The sequence below is a fragment of the Bradyrhizobium sp. 1 genome (assembly GCF_023073315.1).
Lineage (GTDB): Bacteria > Pseudomonadota > Alphaproteobacteria > Rhizobiales > Xanthobacteraceae > Bradyrhizobium.
In genome coordinates this window covers 459,728-479,409 of sequence record NZ_JADPJH010000002.1, presented here as the reverse complement: position 1 = coordinate 479,409, position 19,682 = coordinate 459,728, and the positions used below count along the sequence as shown (strand labels likewise).

Sequence of the window (19,682 nt, the reverse complement as noted above, 5' to 3'; positions counted from 1 at the left end):
GAGATCGTCGCAGACATGACCGGGCCCTATGGTAGTTGAAAATACCAAGCGATTGCAGGTGTTTACAAAACAACGGGTGATCACATCCGTAGTTTTACTGGCACTTGGCGGCGCCGGCGCCTATGGCTTCCTCTACGCGGGGACCAAGGACAAGAGCCACTCCGAGATCTCCAGCCAGTCGCGCAGGAATGCGCAGAACTTCACGCCCACGCCGTCCGAATGGGCGACGCTGACGATCGAGCCGGTCAAGGCCAAGACCTTCCGGGCCGAATACGTCACCGAAGGCAAGGTCGCGGTCGACGAAGACCGTTCGACGCCGGTGTTCTCGCCCTATGCGGGCCGCGTCACCAAGCTGCTCGCCAAGCCGGGCGAGATGCTCAAGCAAGGCCAACCGCTGTTCACGATCGAAGCCGCCGACACCGTGCAGGCCCAGAACGATTTCATCGCGGCGATGACCTCGCAGAACAAGGCGAAGTCGGCGATCGACCTTGCCGACATCCAGTTCAAGCGCGCCAAGGATCTCTATGAAGGCCACGCCATTCCGCTGAAGGACTATCAGCAGGCGGAGGCGACCCAGGTCCAGGCGCAGAACGACATGCGCTCCTCGGGGACGGCGCTGGAGGCCGCGCGCAACAAGCTGCGCATCCTCGGCTTCACCGACGAGACCATCAAGGTATTCCAGGACAAGGGCGTCATCGACCGGGAGATCACGATCTACTCGCCGATCGCGGGCACGGTCGTGCAGCGCAAGATCGGCCCCGGCCAATACGTCAATTCCGGCGCCAGCGATCCGGTCTTCGTGGTGGGTGATCTCTCGACGGTCTGGCTCACCGCCTTCGTACGCGAGAGCGACGCCGCCGCCGTGTGCATCGGGCAGGACATCAGCGTCAATGTGATGGCGCTGCCGGGCCGCCCGCTGACCGCGAAGATCAACTACGTTGCGGCGGCGATCGATCCGAGCACCCGCCGCCTGCTGGTGCGTGCCACCATCGACAACAAGGACGGTCTGCTCAAGCCCGAAATGTTCGCCAACGTCACGATCTATTCGGCCGGCGACCGCGCCGCACCGGCGGTGCCGAAGCAGGCCTTGATCTATGAAGCCGACAAGGTCCGCCTCTGGGTCGCGCGCGAGGACAAGTCGGTCGAACTGCGTGAGATCAAGATCGGCCTCATCAACGGCAACCTCGTCGAAGTCACGAGCAATTTGAAACCCGGCGAGCAGATCGTCGTCAAGGGCAGCCTGTTCATCGACCGCGCGGCGTCCGGCAGCTGATCGACGACCCAAGAAACTGAAGACAGACTGAAGACCTGAATGGATCGCCTCGTCGCCCTTGCCGTCAACCGGCGCTTCCTGATGGTCGGCATGTTCGTCGCCGTACTGATCGGCGGCCTGATTGCGTTCAACCAGCTCAACATCGAGGCCTATCCCGATCCGACCCCGCCGATGGTCGACATCGTGACGCAGTCGCCGGGCCTGTCGGCGGAAGAGATCGAGCGCTACATCACGATCCCGATCGAAACTCAGGTCGCGGGTCTGAAGAACCTCACGACCATCCGCACCATCTCGCTCTACGGCCTCTCCGACGTCAAACTCCAGTTCTCCTTCGCCTATACTTATGACGAGGCGCTGCAACAGGTGTTGAACCGCCTGGCGCAGCTCGCGCCGCTGCCGGGCAACGTGCAGCCGCAGATCTCGCCGCTGAGCCCGATCGGTGAGATCTTCCGCTACCGTCTGGTCGGCCCGCCGAACTACAGCGTGCTCGACCTCAAGACCATCCAGGACTGGGTCCTCCAGCGTCGTTTTCGCGCCGTACCCGGCGTCATCGACGTCACCGGCTGGGGCGGCAAGAGCAGGACCTACGAGCTCCAGGTCGACAACAACAAGCTTGTCGCCAACGGCCTGACGTTGCCGCAAGTGCTTCAGGCCGTCAGCAATTCCAACGTCAATGTCGGCGGCAACACCGTCAATATCGGCCAGCAATCGGCCGTGGTGCGCGGCGTCGGCCTGATCCGCTCGATCGACGACCTCGCCAACACCATGATTGCCCAGACCAACGGCAATCCGGTGCTGGTCAAGGACGTCGCCACGGTCACCGTTGGGCAGAAGCCCCGCCTCGGTATCGCCGGCATCGACGATGCCGACGACATCGTGCAGGGCATCGTACTGATGCGCCGCGGCGAGCAGAGCTCGCCGACCATCAAGCGCGTCCACCAGCTCGTCCAGACCATCAACAACTCCAGCATCCTGCCGCCGGGCGTACGCATCGAGCGCATCTACGACCGCGGCGACCTGATCGAGCTCACCACCCACACCGTGCTGCACAACATGGTGGTCGGCATTCTGCTGATCGTGCTGTTGCAATGGATATTCCTCGGCGATCTCCGCAGCGCGCTGATCGTCGGCGCCACGATACCGTTCGCGCTGTTCTTCGCCGTGATCATCCTGGTGCTGCGCGGGGAATCGGCCAACCTGCTGTCGGTCGGCGCGATCGATTTCGGCCTGATCGTCGATGCCACCGTCATCATGGTGGAGGCGATCTTCCGCCGCCTGACGCAGACGACGCCGGTGTCGGACTCCGATCATATGTCGCCCGAGACGCTGTTCGGCATGAAGAGCCACGCCATCCTCAGCGCCGCGGCCGACGTGTCGCGCTCGATCTTCTTCGCCGCCGCCATCATCATCGCAGCCTTCCTGCCGCTGTTCACGCTGTCAGGCGTCGAGGGCAATATCTTCGGGCCGATGGCGCGCACCTATGCCTATGCGCTCGCTGGCGGCCTGCTTGCGACCTTCACCGTTACCCCGGCGTTGTCGGCGATCATCCTGCCCGCGCATGTCCGGGAGACCGAGACCAGGGTGATGCGGATCCTGCATCGGCTCTATATGCCGTTGCTGAACTGGGCGGTCGCCAATCGCAAGCTCATGCTCGGTGGTTCGGTCGGACTCGTGCTGATGACAGTCGCGCTCAGCCGGCTGCTCGGCCTCGAATTCCTGCCGAAGCTGGAAGAGGGCAATCTCTGGATCCGCGCTACGCTGCCGCCGACCATCTCGCTCCAGGAAGGCAACAGCTACGTCAACGAGATGCGGAAGTTGATCCGCGCCCGGCCCGAGGTCGAGTCCGTGGTGTCGCAGCACGGCCGACCCGATGACGGCACCGATGCGGCCGGCTTCTTCAACGCCGAGTTCTTTGCCCCGCTGAAGCCCGCCAGCCAATGGCCCGGCACCCACGACAAGGAAGAGCTGACCGCGCAACTGCTCAAGCAGCTCGACGACCGCTTCCCCGGCGTCGAGTTCAACTTCTCGCAATATCTCCAGGACAACGTCTCCGAAGCCGTGTCCGGCGTGAAGGGCGAGAACTCGATCAAGCTGTTCGGCAGCGATCTCCAGGCGCTGACCGACACCGCCAACAAGATCAAGCAGGTGCTGTCGACCGTGCAGGGCGTCACCGACCTTGCGGTGTTCACCTCGCTCGGACAGCCGACCATCCAGATCGACATCGACCGCGCCAAGGCCGCGCGCTATGGCCTTGCGCCTGGCGATATCAACGCCACCATCAAGGTCGCGATCGGCGGCGATACCGCCGGCGATATCTACGAGCCCGGCTCCGACCGCCATTTCCCGATCATCGTCCGACTGGCGCCGGAATTCCGCCGGAGCGCGGAGGTGATCCAGAATTTGCGGATCGGCGCGCCCGGGCCGAACGGCACCGTCACGCAGATTCCCCTGAGCGAGGTCGCCACCATCAGCCTCGTCTCGGGTGCGGCCTACATCTATCGCGAGCAGCAGGAACGCTACCTGCCGATCAAGTTCTCGGTGCGCGAACGCGATCTCGGCAGCGCCATCCGCGAGGCGCAGCAGAAGGTCGCCGACCAGGTGCAGTTGCCGCCCGGCGCGCACATGGACTGGGTCGGCGAATTCGGCAATCTCCAGGATGCGATCCGGCGGCTGTCGATCGTGGTGCCGATCTCGCTGGCGCTGATCGGAATCCTGCTGTGGTTCAATTTTGGCTCGATGACCGACACGCTGCTCGCCATGAGCGTGATCCCGATGGCGATCTTCGGCGGCGTGCTTGGACTGTTGATCACCGGCACCGCCTTCAGCGTGTCCGCGGCAATCGGCTTCATCGCGCTGTTCGGCATCGCGGTGATGGACGGCATCATCATCCTGTCGCAGTTCAATCAGCTGATCGAAGAAGGCATGGACCGCATGAGCGCGGTGATCCGCACCGGCGAGTTGCAGCTCCGGCCCGTGCTGATGACCTGCGTCGTCGCCGGCGTCGGCCTGCTGCCCGCTGCGCTTTCGGAGGGCATCGGCTCGCAGGTGCAGAAGCCGCTCGCGGTCGTCGTGGTCACCGGCATGATGCTGGCGCCGATCGTGATCCTGGTGACGCTGCCGGTCCTGATCTCCTTCTTCTCCCGCCGCGCGCGCTGACGAAGCAATCCAGATTGCTTCCGCGGAAAGATTCTCGGCTCGTCAAAACATACGCTGCGCGATCCGCACCAGCATCGTGGTGCCGAGCCCGAGCAGCATCAGGCTCGCGAACCGGCTGCTGAGCGACAGCACCCGTGGCGTCAGCCGTGATCGCGCGGTTGCGACGATGGTGCTGAGCATCATCCACCAGACTGCAGAGCCCACGAAGACGCCCGCGACGAGCGGTGCGGTCGCAGCCTGCGTGGAAAACGCATGCAGCGCGGCCAGAAACAGGATGGCCGTCAGCGGATTTGTCAGCCCGAGCGCGATGGCGCTGAGATAGGCGCGCGCCAGCCGCACTCTGTCGATCTCGCCGGCCTCTTGAAGCACGACGGCGCTCCGATGCGTGCGGATCGCGAACCACAGCAGCGTAAAGGCCGAGACGACGCCGAAGACCGCCGCATTCGCCTCGACCCATGGCTGTGCGAGCGAGCCAAGTCCCAAGACCGCAAGGGCGCTGTAGGTGAGATGCACAGTCGCCGCACCGAAACCGGTTGCCAGGCCTGTGGCCATGCCCGATGCCAATGTGCGCTGAATGCACAGCATGCCCATGGGCCCGATGGGAGCGGCGACGGTGAAACCAATTCCGATGCCGGACAAAAGCGCGGCAAGATAATGCGATAAAGGCATGCACCCGCACGAACAAATGAAATCCGTGCGTGTGCGTATCGGGATGCGCGGGTTCGTGCCTCAACCGAATGGGTGAAAAGCGAAAGCAAACACGAACACGTTCGTGTGAGTCCGACGTCGTTGTGATTTTGCGATAACAGTTCCGCGATTCGAACACGGAACTGCGTCGCTTCGTTGAACCTAATTGCGCGTGTCGCGACTCAGAAGCCGTAAAGTCGCGCGGGGTTGTCGACCAGGATCTTCTTGCGCACATCCGCATCCGGCGCCCACACCGGAAGCTGGTTGAGCAGGCGGCCATCGTCGATCTGATAGAGCGGCGCGATGTCGGTGGCTTTGCGTCCCTCGACACGACTCGAATCCGGATGCGGCCAGTCCGTTCCCCAGACGATGCGGTCCGCGTTCGCGGCGATCAGCGCCTTCGCGAACGGAACCATGTCCTGATAATCGGGCGCAAGCGTCGACGAACGGTAGGCACCCGAAATCTTGACATAAGCCTTGCCGGACTTCACCAGCGCGACGAGATCGGAAAAGCCCGGCTGCTCCAGGCCGCGCGAGGCTTCGAGGCCGCCGAAATGGTCGAACACGACGGGCACCGGTGCTGTCTCGACAAGGTCCTTGATCGCCGAGATCATCGGCAGCGTGGTGTAGAGTTGCACGTGCCAGCCGCGCGCCTTCATGCGCTCGACGGCAGCGGTGAAGCGCGGCCGGCCGACATTGGGGTCGTTGACGCCACCGGTCGCGAGATTGAGGCGGACGCCGCGGAAACCGTCCTGCTGCATCGTATCGAGCTGGGCCTCGGTCGTCTTGTCGTCAATGACGGCGACGCCGCGCGCATTCGCGCCGCGTGCTTTCATGCCGAACAAGGTCGACGAATTGTCGGTGCCGTAGACGCTGGGCGTGACGATCACCACGCGTTCGATATGCAGAGCCTTGTGCAGCGCGGCCATCTCCTCCGGAGAGGCCAGCTCGGGCGTGTAGACGCGCCCGGCGAAGAACGGAAATTTTTCGGGATCGCCATGAATGTGCGTGTGGCAGTCGCAGGCGTGCGCCGGGACGTCGAAATTGACCGGCGTCGCGGGCTGCGCCGCGCGGGCGTGGGCTCTGTTGGTCATGGCTACTCCGGCGGCGAGGGAGGCAAGCAGGACGTTGCGTCGATTGAGCACGGTTCTCTCCCTGATTTTTATTTGGATATCGTGGAGAACGGTATCACATCAGCCCGGCAGCTGCTCCGCTTCGCTGCATAGCTGCTCGACAAGCTCCGCAAGCGGACGTGAGCCGTCAACGCGCACGACCGGGCAGGGCAGGCCCGCGAGCCAGGATTCATGCTTGGCGAGATTGCGGCCCTCGCGATCGCCGGCTTCGTAATGGGAGGCCCATTCGACGAAGGATTCGGTCTCCTCATGGCGCCAGCCGCCCGGCGCGACGGCGTCAGCGCCGAAATGGGCGGCCTCGCGGGCGCGCAATCGTTTCAGCCGGATGTCGCGCGGCGTGGTCACGTAGACGACCAGATCAAACAACGGAACGAGTTCGTCGCCCCAGCCGGTGATGGATCCGCTCAGCACCCAATCGAGACGCGGCAGAAACATCTCGCGCATCAGGCGCAGGCGCTCGGTCGCGGGACGCGTCGTCTGGTAGGGTGGCACGGTCGGCAGCCAGAAATAGTCGTCGCTGTCGTGATGCGCCAGCGCAAGCCGGCCCGCGAGCGCGCGGCCGAGCGTCGTCACGCCGGAGCCCGAAGCTCCCATCAGATGGATGCGGCAGCGTTTCATCGGCACCAACGATTTGAAACTACTGCCCCGACGGCGTGCGCAGGCCGTGCCAGGCGTCACGGACCTGCTGGTAGTGCACCTCGGGCAAATAGTCCGGCGTGTTCAGGCTCAAGGTCTTGACGTCGAGATGGCCGACGGCGCTGAGCAGCGTGTAGGAGGCGATCACGCGGTCGCGGTTGGCGCCGATCAGGCGGGCCTTGGCCTGGATCAGATCGGCCTGCGAGTTCAGCACGTCCACCGTCGTGCGCTGTCCGCCCGCGGCTTCACGCTGCACGCCCTGGAGCGCGACGGTTGCCGCCTTCACCTCGGACTCCGAGGCCGAGACCGCGATCTTGGCGCCTTCATTGGCAACCCAGGCGCTCACCGCCGCCGTGCGTGCCTGGTTGCGCACCTGGTCGAGCACGAGCCGGCTCTGCGCCGTGATTTCCTTGGCCTGCCGGGTCTGCGCGGCGGCCTGGCCGCCGTCATAGATCGGCACGGTGACATTGGCGACGATCGAGGCCTGGTCCTCGGCGAAGGTGCCGAGCGTCGGGTCGTTGTTGCGGCTTTTGCTGGCGCTGCCCTGGAGGTTGGCGCTCGGCAGCAGCGCGCCTTCGGCAACGCGGATATTGGTGGAGGCGACGTCGACGTCGAAGCCGGCCGCCATCACCGCCGGGTGCTGCCGGATCGCCATCGTCAGCGAGTCCTCGCGGCTCTTCGGCAGATAGCGGTCGACGACTTCGGCAGCCCGAAGCTGCGACGGCGCATTGCCGATCACCTGCGCATAAGTCGCCTGGCTCACCGCGAGCGCGACTTCGGCGGCGTTGAGATCGGAAAGGCCGCGGCTGAGCCGCGCCTCGGCCTGGGCGGTGTCGGTCGGCGTGACGTCGCCCGCGTTGAGGCGGCGCTGGGTCACCGAGAGCGTCTCGCGCAGGAACGCGACGTTGGAGCGCTGCGCTTCGACCAGCGACTGGTTGGCGAGCACGTTGGTGTAGGCGGTGACGGCGTCGAGCAGCACGCCTTGGCCGACATTGCGCAGCGCCTCGCGGCCCGATTGCACCTGGAGTTCGGCGGCGCGCACGTTGTTGGCGGTGCGGAAGCCGTTGAACAGGGTCTGCGTCACGGTGACGCCAATGATCCATGGCTTCAGATTCGCGGTCTGGATGGTGTTGTCGGGCAAGAGATTGCGCACCGATTGCAGGCCGGCGCTGAGGCTCGCCACGATCTGCGGCCGGTAGCCGGCCAGCGCCTGCGGCACGTTCTCGTCCGTGGCGCGCTGGCGCGCGCGCTCGGCATTGAGCTGCGGATTGGTCTGGTAGGCTTTGGCCAGCGCCTCGGGCAGGGCTTCCGCCCATGCCGCCGAGGGCAGGGCGCACGTGAGCGCCAGCGTGGTCCATGTCGCAAGCACAGGACCCACGCCCGGTCGACGCCGCGTCATCACGCGACCAGCTCTGGCGGTACGCCCAATCATGTAATCCCGCTTGACCCCGGCTGTCCGCCCCCGCCGACGGTGGCCTCTTAACTGTTTAACCAGCCGGGGTCCCGCAGGCAAACTGCCGCGGGGAAAACCCCCATCTATTCCGTGCTTGTTGCAGGTGCGTCACAGGGTTTCTGCGGGAAGGTGGCAGAGTCTTACACCAGCCTGACCGTTCGCCGGTATTAGCGGTTCTTGTTCACCGGCTTGCGTTTCTCGATGAAGGCGGCCATGCCCTCGGAGCGGTCTTCCAGCGCGAAGGTCGAATGGAACAGATTGCGCTCGACGCTCATGCCCTCACTGAGCGTGGTCTCGAAGGCGCGATTGACCGCTTCCTTGGCCATGGCGGCGGCGGGCTGCGACATCGAAGCGATCTTCTCTGCCGCGGCCATGACTTCGTCCATGAGCTTGTCAGCGGGCACAATGCGGCTGACGAGGCCGCTGCGCTCGGCTTCCGCGGCGTCCATCATGCGGCCGGTGAGGCAAAGGTCCATTGCCTTGGACTTGCCGATCGCGCGGGTCAGGCGCTGGGTGCCCCCGATGCCGGGAATGGTGCCGAGCGTGATTTCGGGCTGGCCGAATTTTGCGGTGTCGGCGGCGATGATGAAGTCGCACATCATGGCGAGCTCGCAGCCGCCGCCGAGCGCGTAGCCCGAAACCGCGGCGATGGTCGGCTTGCGGCAGCGCGCGACGCGATCGCCGCCGATTGCGGCAAAGTCCTCGGAGAACATGTCGATGAAGCCCTTCGGCTGCATTTCCTTGATGTCGGCGCCGGCGGCAAAGGCCTTCTCGCTGCCGGTCACGACGATGCAGCCGATGGCGTCATCGCCCTCGAGATCGTCGACGGCGGCGGCAATCTCGCGGAAGACGCCGAAGGAGAGCGCGTTGAGCAGCTTCGGCCGGTTCAGCTTGATGATGCCGACCGCACCGATGCTTTCGACGATGATGTGTTCGAACGTGCTCATGCTCCACCCACGCTTTTGATTGGGCCGGCAATGTGCCCGCTGGCGCGGATGGCTTCAAGGGGGCCAATGGTGGCCCGGAACGCGCGGCAAGACGCACGTCCCGGGCGGGATTTCCTCAGGCCAAGAGATCAGGCCAAGAAATCAAGCCATGAACATCCGCGCGGCGGAGGCCAGCGTCAGCAGCGTGCCGACTCCGATGAAGATCTTGCCGATCAGCGAGCTCTGGTCCCAGGCCGAGCTATGGTCGCTGCTCGCCATCACCGGTGCCGGCCGCGGCTGTGCGTCGGTTGCGGCGATCACCGCCTTCTGTGCGGGCGCAGGGTCGGGATCACCGAGCTGATCGGGTGCCGTCGCATGGTTCTCGGCCTGGTTCTCGGCATTCGGCGTGGCGGTATTGTCGGCCGCGGCCTGGACGGTGTCGTTGGCGCGGCCTGTCATGGTGGAGGCCGCAGCCGCGGGCGGCGTATCGGCGGCGGCGAGCTGCGCATGGGCGTTGGCGATTTCGGGCGGCATCTGGCTCGAGGCCGGGATGTCGTTATCGGCCTTATTATTGCCGGTCTTGTTATTAGCGGTCTTGGCCTCGTCCGATTTCGCCTGGTCGGATTTGGGGGCGGCATCGGTCTTGCCGGCCTTGTCGTCGGAGGATTTCTGCGCCGTCTTGCTGCTGGTGCGGCGAGACGTGTGGCGCCGGTGCTTGTCCGGCTTGACCGCGTCGGCCTGTTTGCCTGCGCTGTCCGGTTTGCCGCTCGCAGCCGAACTCGGCGCCGCCTGTGCGGCGCCTCCGAACAGCAGGAAAAGTCCGGCCAGAAGAATCAGGGCGGCGCGCCCGCTCGCTTTCATCATGTTGACGATCTCCCCAATCGACCCATCCCGGGACCGAACAGAGACGCCGGGGCGTGACGACAGCGGGGCAGAAAATGGGAATCTTCGGGCTACACTTGGCAAAAACGGGGCAAGCCGTCCCGTCTGCAGCCGGCGCCGGGTGCGTACGGGACCGATCAGTGTTATGAGCCGTCGCAGATTTTTGGCGGCCGCGCAGACAATGGGTCCCGCATCGATCACGAGTTCGTGATCATGAGGGTGCTCGCGTAACAAACTGAAAGAGCGGCCGAATTGCATGGTGAGGGCGCGCGTGCGCGGACGTGAGGACGAGTGGACCGGCCTGATGCGGTCGGCCATGGCAGGCGATGATGCGGCGTATCATCGCCTGTTGAGGGCGGTCACGCCCGTGCTGCGCGCTGCCGCGAGGCGTGGCTTGGCGCGGGCCGGGCAGCCTCCCGATCAGGCCGAGGATATCGTGCAGGAGATTTTGTTGGCGGTGCATCTGAAGCGGCACACCTGGGACAGCGAAGCCCCCTTCGCGCCATGGCTGTTTGCGATCGCCCGCAACAAGCTGATCGATACGCTGCGGCGGCGCGGCAGGCGCATCTTCGTCGATATCGACGATTTCGCCGAGACCCTGCCGGGCGAAGTGCCGGAGGAGACCGCTTCGCCGGCCGAAGTCGCGACGCAGCTGGGTACGCTGCCGCAGCGCCAGCGCGACGTGTTGCAGTCGATCGCGGTCGAGGCCGCCTCGATCAAGGACACGGCGGCAAGATTTTCGATGAGCGAAGGTGCGGTGCGGGTCGCGCTGCATCGCGGACTTGCGGCACTGACTGCCAAACTGCGGGACCACTAGTCATGGATACCGATCAACTCATTCGTTCGCTCGCGGCCGACAATGCCAGCCGAGCCCCGCGCGTCGGCGCCGTGCTGACGATGGGACTTCTCGTCGGCGCGCCGCTGTCGATCTTGATCTTCGCCACCTTCCTCGGCGTGCGGCCTGACGTGATGAGCGCGATGCACAACCCGTTCTTCGACATGAAGTTCGCAGTCACGCTGTCGCTCGCAATCCCCGCGATCATCATCAGCCTGCATTTGTCGCGGCCCGAAGCCTTGATGCGTGGTTGGGGTTGGCTGCTGCTGCTCCCGGTCGGGCTGCTCGCGGTGGCGATCGGTAGCGAGGCGATGATGGCGCCGGCCATGCCGATGACGATGCGACTCGTCGGCAAGAACTCGCGGTGGTGCCTGTCGGCGATCCCGGCGATGTCGTTGCCGCTTCTCGCGGGCGCGCTGTTCGGCCTGCGCCACGGCGCGCCGTCGCGGCCGGCGCTGGCCGGTGCGCTCGCCGGCCTGGTGTCGGCTGGATTGGCCGCGACGCTCTACGCCTCCCACTGCACCGACGACTCGCCTCTGTTCGTCGCAACCTGGTACACGATCGCAACCGCACTGGTGACGGCGATTGGCGCCGCGGTTGGCTCGAGAGTCCTGCGGTACTAGGGACGTTTCGCGCAAACTGGCGTGACGTCAAATTGCCACGAGTGCCAGGCGAGCTCGATCGCTCTCTCGAGCCCGCATTCATGAATGGCGCTAATAGGTTCATGCGCTTGTGAACGGCTAATACAGGCCACGCCTAGAAACTAACTTCGGTTGGACGACTTCTATCCAGCGCGCCGATGGGCGCTGCTGTAGCGAGGGATATGCCCAACCATGCGAGAACCCAGCGCATTCGAAATGTCGCGGCGGAACCTCTTGATTGGAACCGCCACGTCGGTTGCGATCGGAGCTGCTTCGCACGCGGCCAAAGCTCAGAATTCTGCCACCGCGCTTCCGGCCGCTGCGGAGGAAGCGCCGGCGATGGCGACGGTTTCCTTTAGCGTCAACGGCGAGGTCCGCGCTCTGAAGCTCGACACCCGCACGACGCTCCTCGACGCTCTTCGCGAGCATCTCCATCTTACCGGCACCAAGAAGGGCTGCGACCACGGTCAATGCGGCGCCTGCACCGTGATCGTCGGCGGGCAGCGGATCAATTCGTGCCTGACACTTGCGGTCATGCATGAGGGCGAGACCGTCACGACCATCGAGGGGCTTGGTACGCCGGAACAGATGCATCCGATGCAAACCGCCTTCGTCAAGCATGATGGTTTTCAATGCGGCTATTGCACGCCCGGGCAGATCTGCTCAGCGGTCGCCGTGCTCGACGAGATCAAGGCCGGAATCCCAAGTCACGTCACGGGCGACCTGAATGCCGTCCCGCACCTGACCAACGCCGAGCTGCGCGAGCGCATGAGCGGCAACATCTGCCGTTGCGGCGCCTATTCCAACATTGCCGAGGCGATCACCGAAATTGCCGGGAGGCCCGCATGAAGCCCTTCACCTATGAAAAGGCAAATTCGCCCGCAGCGGCGGCATCGGCGGCCGCTGGGCGCAGCAACGCCAAATTCATCGCCGGCGGCACCAATTTGCTCGATTTGATGAAGCTTGAGATCGAGACGCCGTCCCATTTGATCGATGTCAACGGCCTGGGATTCGACAAGATCGAACCAACGTCCGACGGCGGACTTCGCATCGGCGCGCTGGTGCGCAACACGGCGCTGGCGGCCGATGCACGGATCCGGCGTGACTATGGCCTGCTGTCACGTGCGTTGCTTGCCGGCGCGTCCGGACAATTGCGCAACAAGGCGACCACCGCCGGCAATCTGCTGCAACGGACACGTTGCCCATACTTCTACGACACCAATCAGCCCTGCAACAAACGTAACCCCGGCAGCGGCTGTGCCGCCATCGGCGGCGTAACCCGCCAGCATGCGGTGATCGGTGCGAGCGACGCCTGCATCGCGACGCATCCGAGCGACATGGCGATTGCCATGCGTGCGCTCGATGCGACCGTTCAGACGGCGCGCCCGGACGGCTCGATCCGGGACATTCCGATCGCCGATCTCCACCGTCTGCCCGGCGATACCCCGCACCTCGAGACGACACTGACCCCGGGTGAACTGATCACGTCCGTCACGCTGCCCAAGCTCGTTGGCGGAACGCATATCTACCGGAAGGTCCGCGACCGCGCTTCCTACGCGTTCGCATTGGTCTCGGTCGGAGCGATCATCCAGCGCGACGGGACGGGACGCGTTGCCGTCGGAGGCATCGCTCACAAGCCGTGGCGGGTCGAAGCGGCCGAAGCCGAAATGCCGCACGGTGCAAAGGCCGTTGCCGCGCGTCTGCTCGAAGGAGCCAGTCCCACGAAAGAAAATGCATTCAAGCTTTCGCTGGTGGAGCGAACCCTGGGCGCGGTCCTGACCGAAGCGAAAGGTTGAGCCATGAAGTTCGACACGCCTGCGACCACCAATCCGATCGATCAGCTCAAGGTCATCGGTCATGCGACCAGCCGGATCGAGGGTCCGCTGAAGACCACCGGACGGGCTACCTATGCCTACGAGTGGCACGATCGCGCCGCCAGCGCCGCCTACGGCTACATTGTCGGCTCGGCCATCGCCAAGGGCCGGATTGCTTCGATGGATCTGTCTCGTGCCAAGTCCGCGCCCGGCATCATCGCGATCGTCACGGCGGAGAATGCCGGCAAGCTCGGCAAAGGCAATTACAACACGGCAAAGCTGCTCGGCGGGCCCGACATCGACCATTATCATCAGGCGGTCGCGGTCGTCGTCGCCGAAACCTTCGAGCAGGCCCGCGCCGCAGCCCAGCTCGTCAAGGTCGATTACACTGCGGCGAAGGGTTCGTTCGACCTTTCAGCCGGACGGGACGGGGCCGCCAAGCCTCCCGGACGCGGCGACAATCAGGCGGACACGACTGTCGGCGATTTTCCCGGCGCGTTCGCGTCTGCGCCGGTGCAGCTCGATGCGACCTACACCACGCCGGACCAGGCCCATGCGATGATGGAGCCGCACGCGTCGATGGCTTCGTGGGAAGGGGACAAGCTCACGCTCTGGACCTCCAACCAGATGATTGCCTGGACCACCGGGGACGTTGCGAAGACGCTAGGCCTGCCCAAGGAAAACGTTCGCCTGATTTCGCCCTTCATCGGCGGCGGCTTTGGCGGCAAACTATTCCTTCGCGCCGATGCTGTCCTCGCAGCGCTCGGCGCCCGTGCCGCCAACCGTCCGGTCAAGGTCGCCATGCAGCGGCCCCTGATGTTCAACAATACGACGCATCGTCCGGCGACGATCCAGCGCATTCGTATCGGTGCTGGCAGGGACGGCAAGATCACGGCGATCGGACACGAGAGCTGGTCGGGCAATTTGCCGGAGGGCAGGCCGGAGACGGCGGTCAACCAGACCCGTCTGCTCTACGCCGGCGAGAACCGGATGACGGCGCTGCGTCTTGCCATGTTGGATTTGCCCGAGGGCAACGCCATGCGCGCGCCCGGCGAGGCGCCGGGCATGATGGCGCTGGAGATCGCCATGGACGAGATGGCGGAGCGGCTGGGTCTCGACCCCATCGAATTCCGTGCCCGCAACGACACCCAGGTCGATCCCGAACACCCGAACCGTCCGTTCTCGCAGCGGCAACTCGTCGAATGCATGCGGATCGGCGCGGAGCGTTTCGGCTGGAGCAAGCGAAATGCCGAGCCAGGCAAGCAGCGCGACGGCCGTTGGCTCGTGGGCATGGGCGTGGCTGCCGCGTTCCGCAACAATCTGCTGATGAAATCGGGCGCGCGCGTTCGCCTCGACGGGCAGGGGCGCGTGACCGTCGAGACCGACATGACCGACATCGGAACCGGCAGCTATACCATCATCGCCCAGACCGCGGCGGAGATGATGGGCGTGCCGCTGGACAAGGTCGTCGTGCGTCTCGGCGATTCCAGCTTCCCGGTATCCGCAGGCTCCGGCGGGCAGTTCGGCGCGAACAATTCAACCTCGGGCGTCTATGCCGCCTGCGTGAAGCTGCGCGAGGCCGTGGCGCAGAAGCTCGGCTTCAACTCCGCTGAAATAGCCTTCACGGATGGCCAAGTGTCATCGGGCAACCGAAGCGTTCCGCTTGGGCAGGCGGCGTCGGGCGGTGAGCTGTCGGCAGAAGATTCGATCGAGTACGGCGATCTCGCCAAGACCCACCAGCAATCCACGTTCGGCGCGCATTTCGTCGAACTCGGCGTCGACGTGGCGACGGCGGAGATCCGTGTCCGCCGCATGCTGGCCGTCTGTGCCGCGGGCCGCATCCTCAATCCGAAGACGGCACGCAGCCAAGTCATTGGCGCCATGACCATGGGCGTCGGGGCGGCGCTGATGGAAGAGCTGGCGGTGGACAAGCGCAACGGCTTCTTCGTCAATCACGATCTCGCCGGCTACGAGGTTCCGGTGCATGCCGACATCCCGCACCAGGACACGATCTTTCTGGATGAGACGGACCCGATGTCGTCGCCGATGAAGGCAAAGGGAATCGCCGAACTCGGGATATGCGGCGTCGCTGCGGCGCTGGCCAACGCCATCTACAACGCGACCGGCATACGGGTCAGGGACTATCCGATCACGCTCGACAAGCTGCTGGATCACATGCCTGACGCCTGAGGCCGTTCGCGGCGGTCTCAGGCCGCCGGCGTTGCGCCCTGCTGCATGCGGTGGAAGCGCAGCACCTGCTGTGCGGTCGATGAGCGCAGCGCCTCGTAGGTCTCGCGCAGCGTCGGCACGTCGGTCTGCGGGCCGCCTGAGAGCTTTTCGCGCATGGCGATGATCGCGCGCACGCTCGACCATTGCATGCCCGCGACCTTGGCGAGGATCATCACGCCCTCGGTGCGGCTCTCGATCATCATGTTTTCGGCGGTCTCGACCGCGACGCCTGCCAGCGCCGCGAGCCCCGCATTGGTCTCGTCGAACTTGCCGTGTTCGGCGAAGGTGGTGACCTGGAATTCGTTAAGGCGGCCGTCCTCGTGCAGCGATCTCACCAGCGCGCGCGCCATCTCGGTCTGCCGGGTCATGGCAGCGGCGCGGACCCGCTGGGCCACTTCCTGGACCACGCTCGACACTTCGTCTGCGAGTTCCGGATGTGCGGCCTCCAGCTTCCTGCGCACGCTCAAGGAGGCCTTCGCGACCAGCTTCAAATAGTGATGGCGCGGCAAATCGGGCCGCAGGCCGATGCAGGCGGCAAGATCATCGTCGCGTTCGGCGCGCGTGACGAGGTCGGTGAGGCGTCCCTCGGAGAGCCGCGCACCCGGATTGCTGACGGTCGATTGCACCACGTCCTCGTCGCCGCGCGTCACCAGCACGTCGGTCAGCGCTTCCGACAGCACCCGCCGCAGCGAGATCGCCTTCAGATGCGCCTGGCCGCGCGTGCGCGCGATCTCGATCAGGGTCGTCTCGTCCAGCCGCTCCGATTTCGACAGTACGGGACCGGCGACCTCGATCACCTCGTCGAGCGCGAGCGTGCGGATGATCTTTGGCGGTGCGGCCGCGATCGGCGCGAGGCGGTCGGCCAGCAGTGCCCGGGCCGATGTCTCGATCTGCTCGACCAGGCACTGGAACACGTCGTCGAACACGCGGACGTGCTCGTCTGAATAGTCCACCAAATTGCCCACGAAGAGATCGGTGACGCGGCGCAGCGTCTCGACCCGGCGCGAAACGGTCCCGTGCGAGAGCGCAGCCTGCAATTCCTCCAGCAGGTTTTCGGATGGTTTGGCGGATTTCGATCTCATGGCCCTGTCCTGGAGCGTTCGGTCCGGCGGCAGATTCTCACGCACCGGGAGAAAATGGATTGGTCAGCTTGTTGCAACTCGGTTGCGCCCTTGCGCCTTGGCGGAATAGAGCGCGCAGTCGGCGCGCGCGAGAAATGTATCGGCAGTATCGGCGTGGCGGAGCGTCACGACCCCCGCGGAAATCGTCACCCGCATGCCCGGGGAAAATGCGCTCCAGTCGAGATCGGCGACGATGCCGCGCAGCCGCTCCATCATGCGCGAGGCGGCATCGCCTGCGGTGTCCGGCAGCAGCAGCAGAAATTCCTCGCCGCCGTAGCGGCCAAAACAGTCGGACGGGCGAATGTTGGCGAAGATGGTGATGGCAAAGGTGCGCAGCACCTCGTCGCCGACGGGATGGCCGTGGGCGTCGTTGATGCGCTTGAACCAGTCGAGATCGATCAGCGCGATCGCGCAAGGCGCGGACGTCTGCCGCGACTTTTCCATCTCTGCGTCGAGAAGACGCATGATGCAGCGGCGATTGTAGGATCCGGTCAGCTCGTCGAGCTCGGCCAGCTCCTCGATGCGCCGATAGGCATCCTTCAGCTCGATGCTGCGCCGGTACAGGACCTTGCGCAGCGTGGCGCCGAACAGGCCGAGGAAGGCGCACTGGCCGATCACCAGCACGAAGCAGAGCATCGAGGCGGTCCGCTGCAGCTTCGTGGCAACTGGCATGCCGATCGGCAGGTCGGAGCCGAGGAAGACCGCAGCAAGGCAAGCGGTCGCGATCGTCCAGGTGAACATCGCCTGCGCCGACGTCATGCGCAGCGTGCCGAAGGCGAAGATCAGGAACAGCACGCTGATGAAGGCGACGCCGATCGCCGGCACCGACACCAGGAACACGAACTGCAGCGCCATATGCGCCGAGATCTGGAAGACGGTGAGATAGTGATCGGTATGCCGGTCGCCGACGCCGGCCTCCGACATCACGACGAAGATGCCGATGATGGACAGGCCGCCGATCCAGAACAGCGACGGAACGTGCATCGCAACGGTGCCGTCATAGCCGTAGAGCAGCAGGACGAAGGCGCCGAGCGAGTAGCTCGCGACCTGGCCGACATACATCTGCCGGCGCTGCCGGGTCCGGCGCGCTCGTACCTCGGGCGCAGCCGCATCAGGCATGAGAACGAGATCCGCGACCTCAGCGGCATTCCTCTCCGGTAAGGACGTCGCGGCCGTGCTCATTGTCCCGCCAATGGTGGAGCTCAGCCTAAAAATCTACGTGGCAAGCCTTTAGGTTTGGTATCCTTTGAAACCGAATCCAAACGGTGCAGCGCAGTACAGGGTCAAGGCGGCCGGCAGGTGCAATCTGCCGGCAATTAGGCATCGCGGGCGATGCGGTCGAGCCAAAACAGGGCTTGGAGAGACATATGTCGTGCAGGGCTGCTATGGTTCCATGCATGTCAGGCCGCCTGCACTGGGGCGGCGTTGCGCAGGAAAGTGCTTCATTACTATGTTACCGTTCTTGAGCGAAGCGGCCAGCCGCCGCGGGTGGAAAAAGGAAAGTTCGCGTATGTGGGGTAGATCACACAAGCCCCCGTATGACCGCGGTAGGTTGAAGAATTTCGCTCCGCCCGTCGAACCGTCCGCCGCGCCGCCCCGACCAACTTTGCGAGACGGGCATTGAGCGTGACACAGGCGGCTACGGACGAGGTCCTCATCGCCAGGATCGCTCAGGGTGACCGGCTCGCCATGCAGGTGCTGTACGGGCGGCACCATGTCAGGGTTTACAGGTTCGGGCTGAGGCTCGTGCGGGACGAGCAGGCGGCGGAAGACCTCATCAGCGAGGTGTTTCTCGACGTCTGGCGTCAAGCCGGCAAATTCGAAGGCCGATCCGCTGTTTCCACCTGGCTGCTGGCAATCACCCGATTCAAGGCCCTCTCGGCGCTCCGGCGCAGGAAGGATTTTGAGTTGGACGACGACGCCGCGAACGCGATTGAGGATTCGTCCGACAATCCGGAAACGGTGGTGCAGAAGAAGGATACCAGTGAAGCGTTGCGGGAGTGTCTGACGGGCCTCTCGCCGGACCACCGGGAAATCGTCGATCTCGTCTACTACCACGAGAAATCCGTGGAAGAAGTGGCCGAAATCGTTGGCATTCCGGAGAACACTGTGAAGACGCGCTTGTTCTACGCGCGCAAGAAATTGGCCGAACTGCTGAAGGCAGCCGGCATTGAGCGAGGCTGGCCATGATGGCATTGAGCAAGAAGATGCTGGAGCAAGAGCCCAGTGAAATTGAACTGCTGCTGCCCTGGCATGCCGCCGGCACGCTGAGCGCGCGCGACGCCCACCGCGTCGAGGAAGCGCTGGCGAATGATCCGGCGCTCGCGAAGCAATATGCCGCGATCCGCGGCGAGTACGAAGAGACCATCCATCTGAACGAGAGCTTAGGGGCGCCGTCGGCCCGTGCGATGCAGAAGCTGTTCGCCGCGATCGACGCCGAACCGGCGCGTGCAGCCGCTTCGCTGCCGCTCTCGGCCCGCATCGCGACCTTTTTCTCGGGCCTGTCGCCGCGCACGCTGGCCTGGTCGGCGAGCCTGGGTGCCATCGCGCTGCTGCTGCAGGCCGGCATCATCGGCGCTGTGCTGATGAAGACCCAGACCGCGACCTTCCAGACCGCCTCGCTCTCGACCGGCGCCCCGATCACGCGCGAACTCGGTGCATCCGCAGCATCGGCACGTGCGCTGGTGCGTTTCACGCCCGAGGCGCGGGTTGCCGACATCACCGCGTTGCTCGACAGCTACCAGGCGTCGATCATCGGCGATGCCAAGGGCGGCATGTTCCGCCTTCAGTTCGACAAGGCGATGAGCCAGGACGAACTCGCCGCGCTGCTCAGCAGGATGTCGCGCGAGAAGTTCGTCAACCTCGCCGTCGCGGCGCCGTAAGGCGCCTCTAAACC

The 19,682-nt window shown here is 64.8% G+C and carries 17 protein-coding genes; 9 read left to right on the top strand and 8 right to left on the bottom strand.

The genetic code is table 11. The annotated features are described in order from the left end of the window. Positions 1-28: 28 nt before the first annotated feature. Positions 29-1,273, top strand: a complete 1,245-nt coding sequence (locus tag IVB29_RS02140) for an efflux RND transporter periplasmic adaptor subunit (protein WP_247501734.1) — start codon at positions 29-31, stop codon at positions 1,271-1,273. Between the two features lie 39 nt (positions 1,274-1,312). Next, positions 1,313-4,429 carry a CusA/CzcA family heavy metal efflux RND transporter gene (locus IVB29_RS02135; protein ID WP_247501733.1) on the top strand — a complete coding sequence of 1,039 codons (3,117 nt, stop codon included), beginning with the start codon at positions 1,313-1,315 and terminating at the stop codon, positions 4,427-4,429. A gap of 42 nt (positions 4,430-4,471) precedes the next feature. Here the strand turns inward: IVB29_RS02135 and IVB29_RS02130 are convergent, their stop codons facing one another. The 6 genes from IVB29_RS02130 to IVB29_RS02105 all read right to left on the bottom strand — a co-directional run bounded on the left by IVB29_RS02130 (position 4,472) and on the right by IVB29_RS02105 (position 10,128). Next, positions 4,472-5,098 (bottom strand): LysE family transporter, encoded by a 627-nt coding sequence (locus IVB29_RS02130; RefSeq protein ID WP_247501732.1) that lies wholly within the window; start codon positions 5,096-5,098, stop codon positions 4,472-4,474. A gap of 200 nt (positions 5,099-5,298) precedes the next feature. Further along, positions 5,299-6,261, bottom strand: coding sequence for an amidohydrolase family protein (locus IVB29_RS02125; protein WP_247501731.1), 963 nt, complete (start codon positions 6,259-6,261; stop codon positions 5,299-5,301). 48 nt (positions 6,262-6,309) lie between these two features. Then, complete coding sequence (locus IVB29_RS02120) at positions 6,310-6,867, bottom strand: hypothetical protein (RefSeq protein WP_247501730.1); 558 nt, start codon at positions 6,865-6,867, stop codon at positions 6,310-6,312. A 19-nt stretch (positions 6,868-6,886) separates the two neighbouring features. Continuing rightward, positions 6,887-8,284 carry a TolC family outer membrane protein gene (locus tag IVB29_RS02115; RefSeq protein ID WP_247501729.1) on the bottom strand — a complete coding sequence of 466 codons (1,398 nt, stop codon included), beginning with the start codon at positions 8,282-8,284 and terminating at the stop codon, positions 6,887-6,889. A gap of 221 nt (positions 8,285-8,505) precedes the next feature. Continuing rightward, positions 8,506-9,285: an enoyl-CoA hydratase gene (locus IVB29_RS02110; protein ID WP_247501728.1), complete on the bottom strand. Its 780-nt coding sequence runs from the start codon at positions 9,283-9,285 to the stop codon at positions 8,506-8,508. Positions 9,286-9,426: 141 nt separating this feature from the next. Next, positions 9,427-10,128 carry a hypothetical protein gene (locus tag IVB29_RS02105; RefSeq protein ID WP_247501727.1) on the bottom strand — a complete coding sequence of 234 codons (702 nt, stop codon included), beginning with the start codon at positions 10,126-10,128 and terminating at the stop codon, positions 9,427-9,429. 289 nt (positions 10,129-10,417) lie between these two features. On the opposite strand from IVB29_RS02105, the gene IVB29_RS02100 reads away from it, so the two are divergent. The 5 genes from IVB29_RS02100 to paoC all read left to right on the top strand — a co-directional run bounded on the left by IVB29_RS02100 (position 10,418) and on the right by paoC (position 15,626). Next, positions 10,418-10,963 (top strand): sigma-70 family RNA polymerase sigma factor, encoded by a 546-nt coding sequence (locus IVB29_RS02100; protein ID WP_247501726.1) that lies wholly within the window; start codon positions 10,418-10,420, stop codon positions 10,961-10,963. 2 nt (positions 10,964-10,965) lie between these two features. Then, positions 10,966-11,604 carry a DUF1109 domain-containing protein gene (locus IVB29_RS02095; protein ID WP_247501725.1) on the top strand — a complete coding sequence of 213 codons (639 nt, stop codon included), beginning with the start codon at positions 10,966-10,968 and terminating at the stop codon, positions 11,602-11,604. 210 nt (positions 11,605-11,814) lie between these two features. Then, a complete protein-coding gene (paoA, locus tag IVB29_RS02090; RefSeq protein ID WP_247501724.1) occupies positions 11,815-12,471 on the top strand; it encodes an aldehyde dehydrogenase iron-sulfur subunit PaoA in 657 nt (218 codons plus the stop codon). After that, positions 12,468-13,418, top strand: a complete 951-nt coding sequence (locus tag IVB29_RS02085) for a xanthine dehydrogenase family protein subunit M (protein WP_247501723.1) — start codon at positions 12,468-12,470, stop codon at positions 13,416-13,418. The genes paoA and IVB29_RS02085 overlap by 4 nt, the downstream gene beginning before the upstream one ends. Positions 13,419-13,421: 3 nt before the next feature. Beyond that, on the top strand, positions 13,422-15,626 hold the full coding sequence (gene paoC / locus IVB29_RS02080) for an aldehyde oxidoreductase molybdenum-binding subunit PaoC (RefSeq protein WP_247501722.1): 2,205 nt from the start codon (positions 13,422-13,424) through the stop codon (positions 15,624-15,626). 17 nt (positions 15,627-15,643) lie between these two features. Here the strand turns inward: paoC and IVB29_RS02075 are convergent, their stop codons facing one another. Both IVB29_RS02075 and IVB29_RS02070 read right to left on the bottom strand, forming a co-directional pair. Then, positions 15,644-16,747, bottom strand: a complete 1,104-nt coding sequence (locus IVB29_RS02075; protein ID WP_247501721.1) for a DUF2336 domain-containing protein — start codon at positions 16,745-16,747, stop codon at positions 15,644-15,646. 63 nt (positions 16,748-16,810) lie between these two features. Then, entirely contained in the window at positions 16,811-17,968 is a 1,158-nt protein-coding gene (locus IVB29_RS02070; RefSeq protein ID WP_247501720.1) for a GGDEF domain-containing protein, read from the bottom strand. A gap of 438 nt (positions 17,969-18,406) precedes the next feature. On the opposite strand from IVB29_RS02070, the gene IVB29_RS02065 reads away from it, so the two are divergent. Further along, the gene (locus IVB29_RS02065) at positions 18,407-18,976 is read left to right on the top strand and encodes a sigma-70 family RNA polymerase sigma factor (RefSeq protein ID WP_164987884.1); all 570 of its coding nucleotides are present in this window, start codon (positions 18,407-18,409) and stop codon (positions 18,974-18,976) included. Beyond that, positions 18,973-19,668 (top strand): hypothetical protein, encoded by a 696-nt coding sequence (locus tag IVB29_RS02060; RefSeq protein WP_247501719.1) that lies wholly within the window; start codon positions 18,973-18,975, stop codon positions 19,666-19,668. Before IVB29_RS02065 ends, IVB29_RS02060 begins: the two co-directional genes overlap by 4 nt. Positions 19,669-19,682 lie beyond the last annotated feature (14 nt).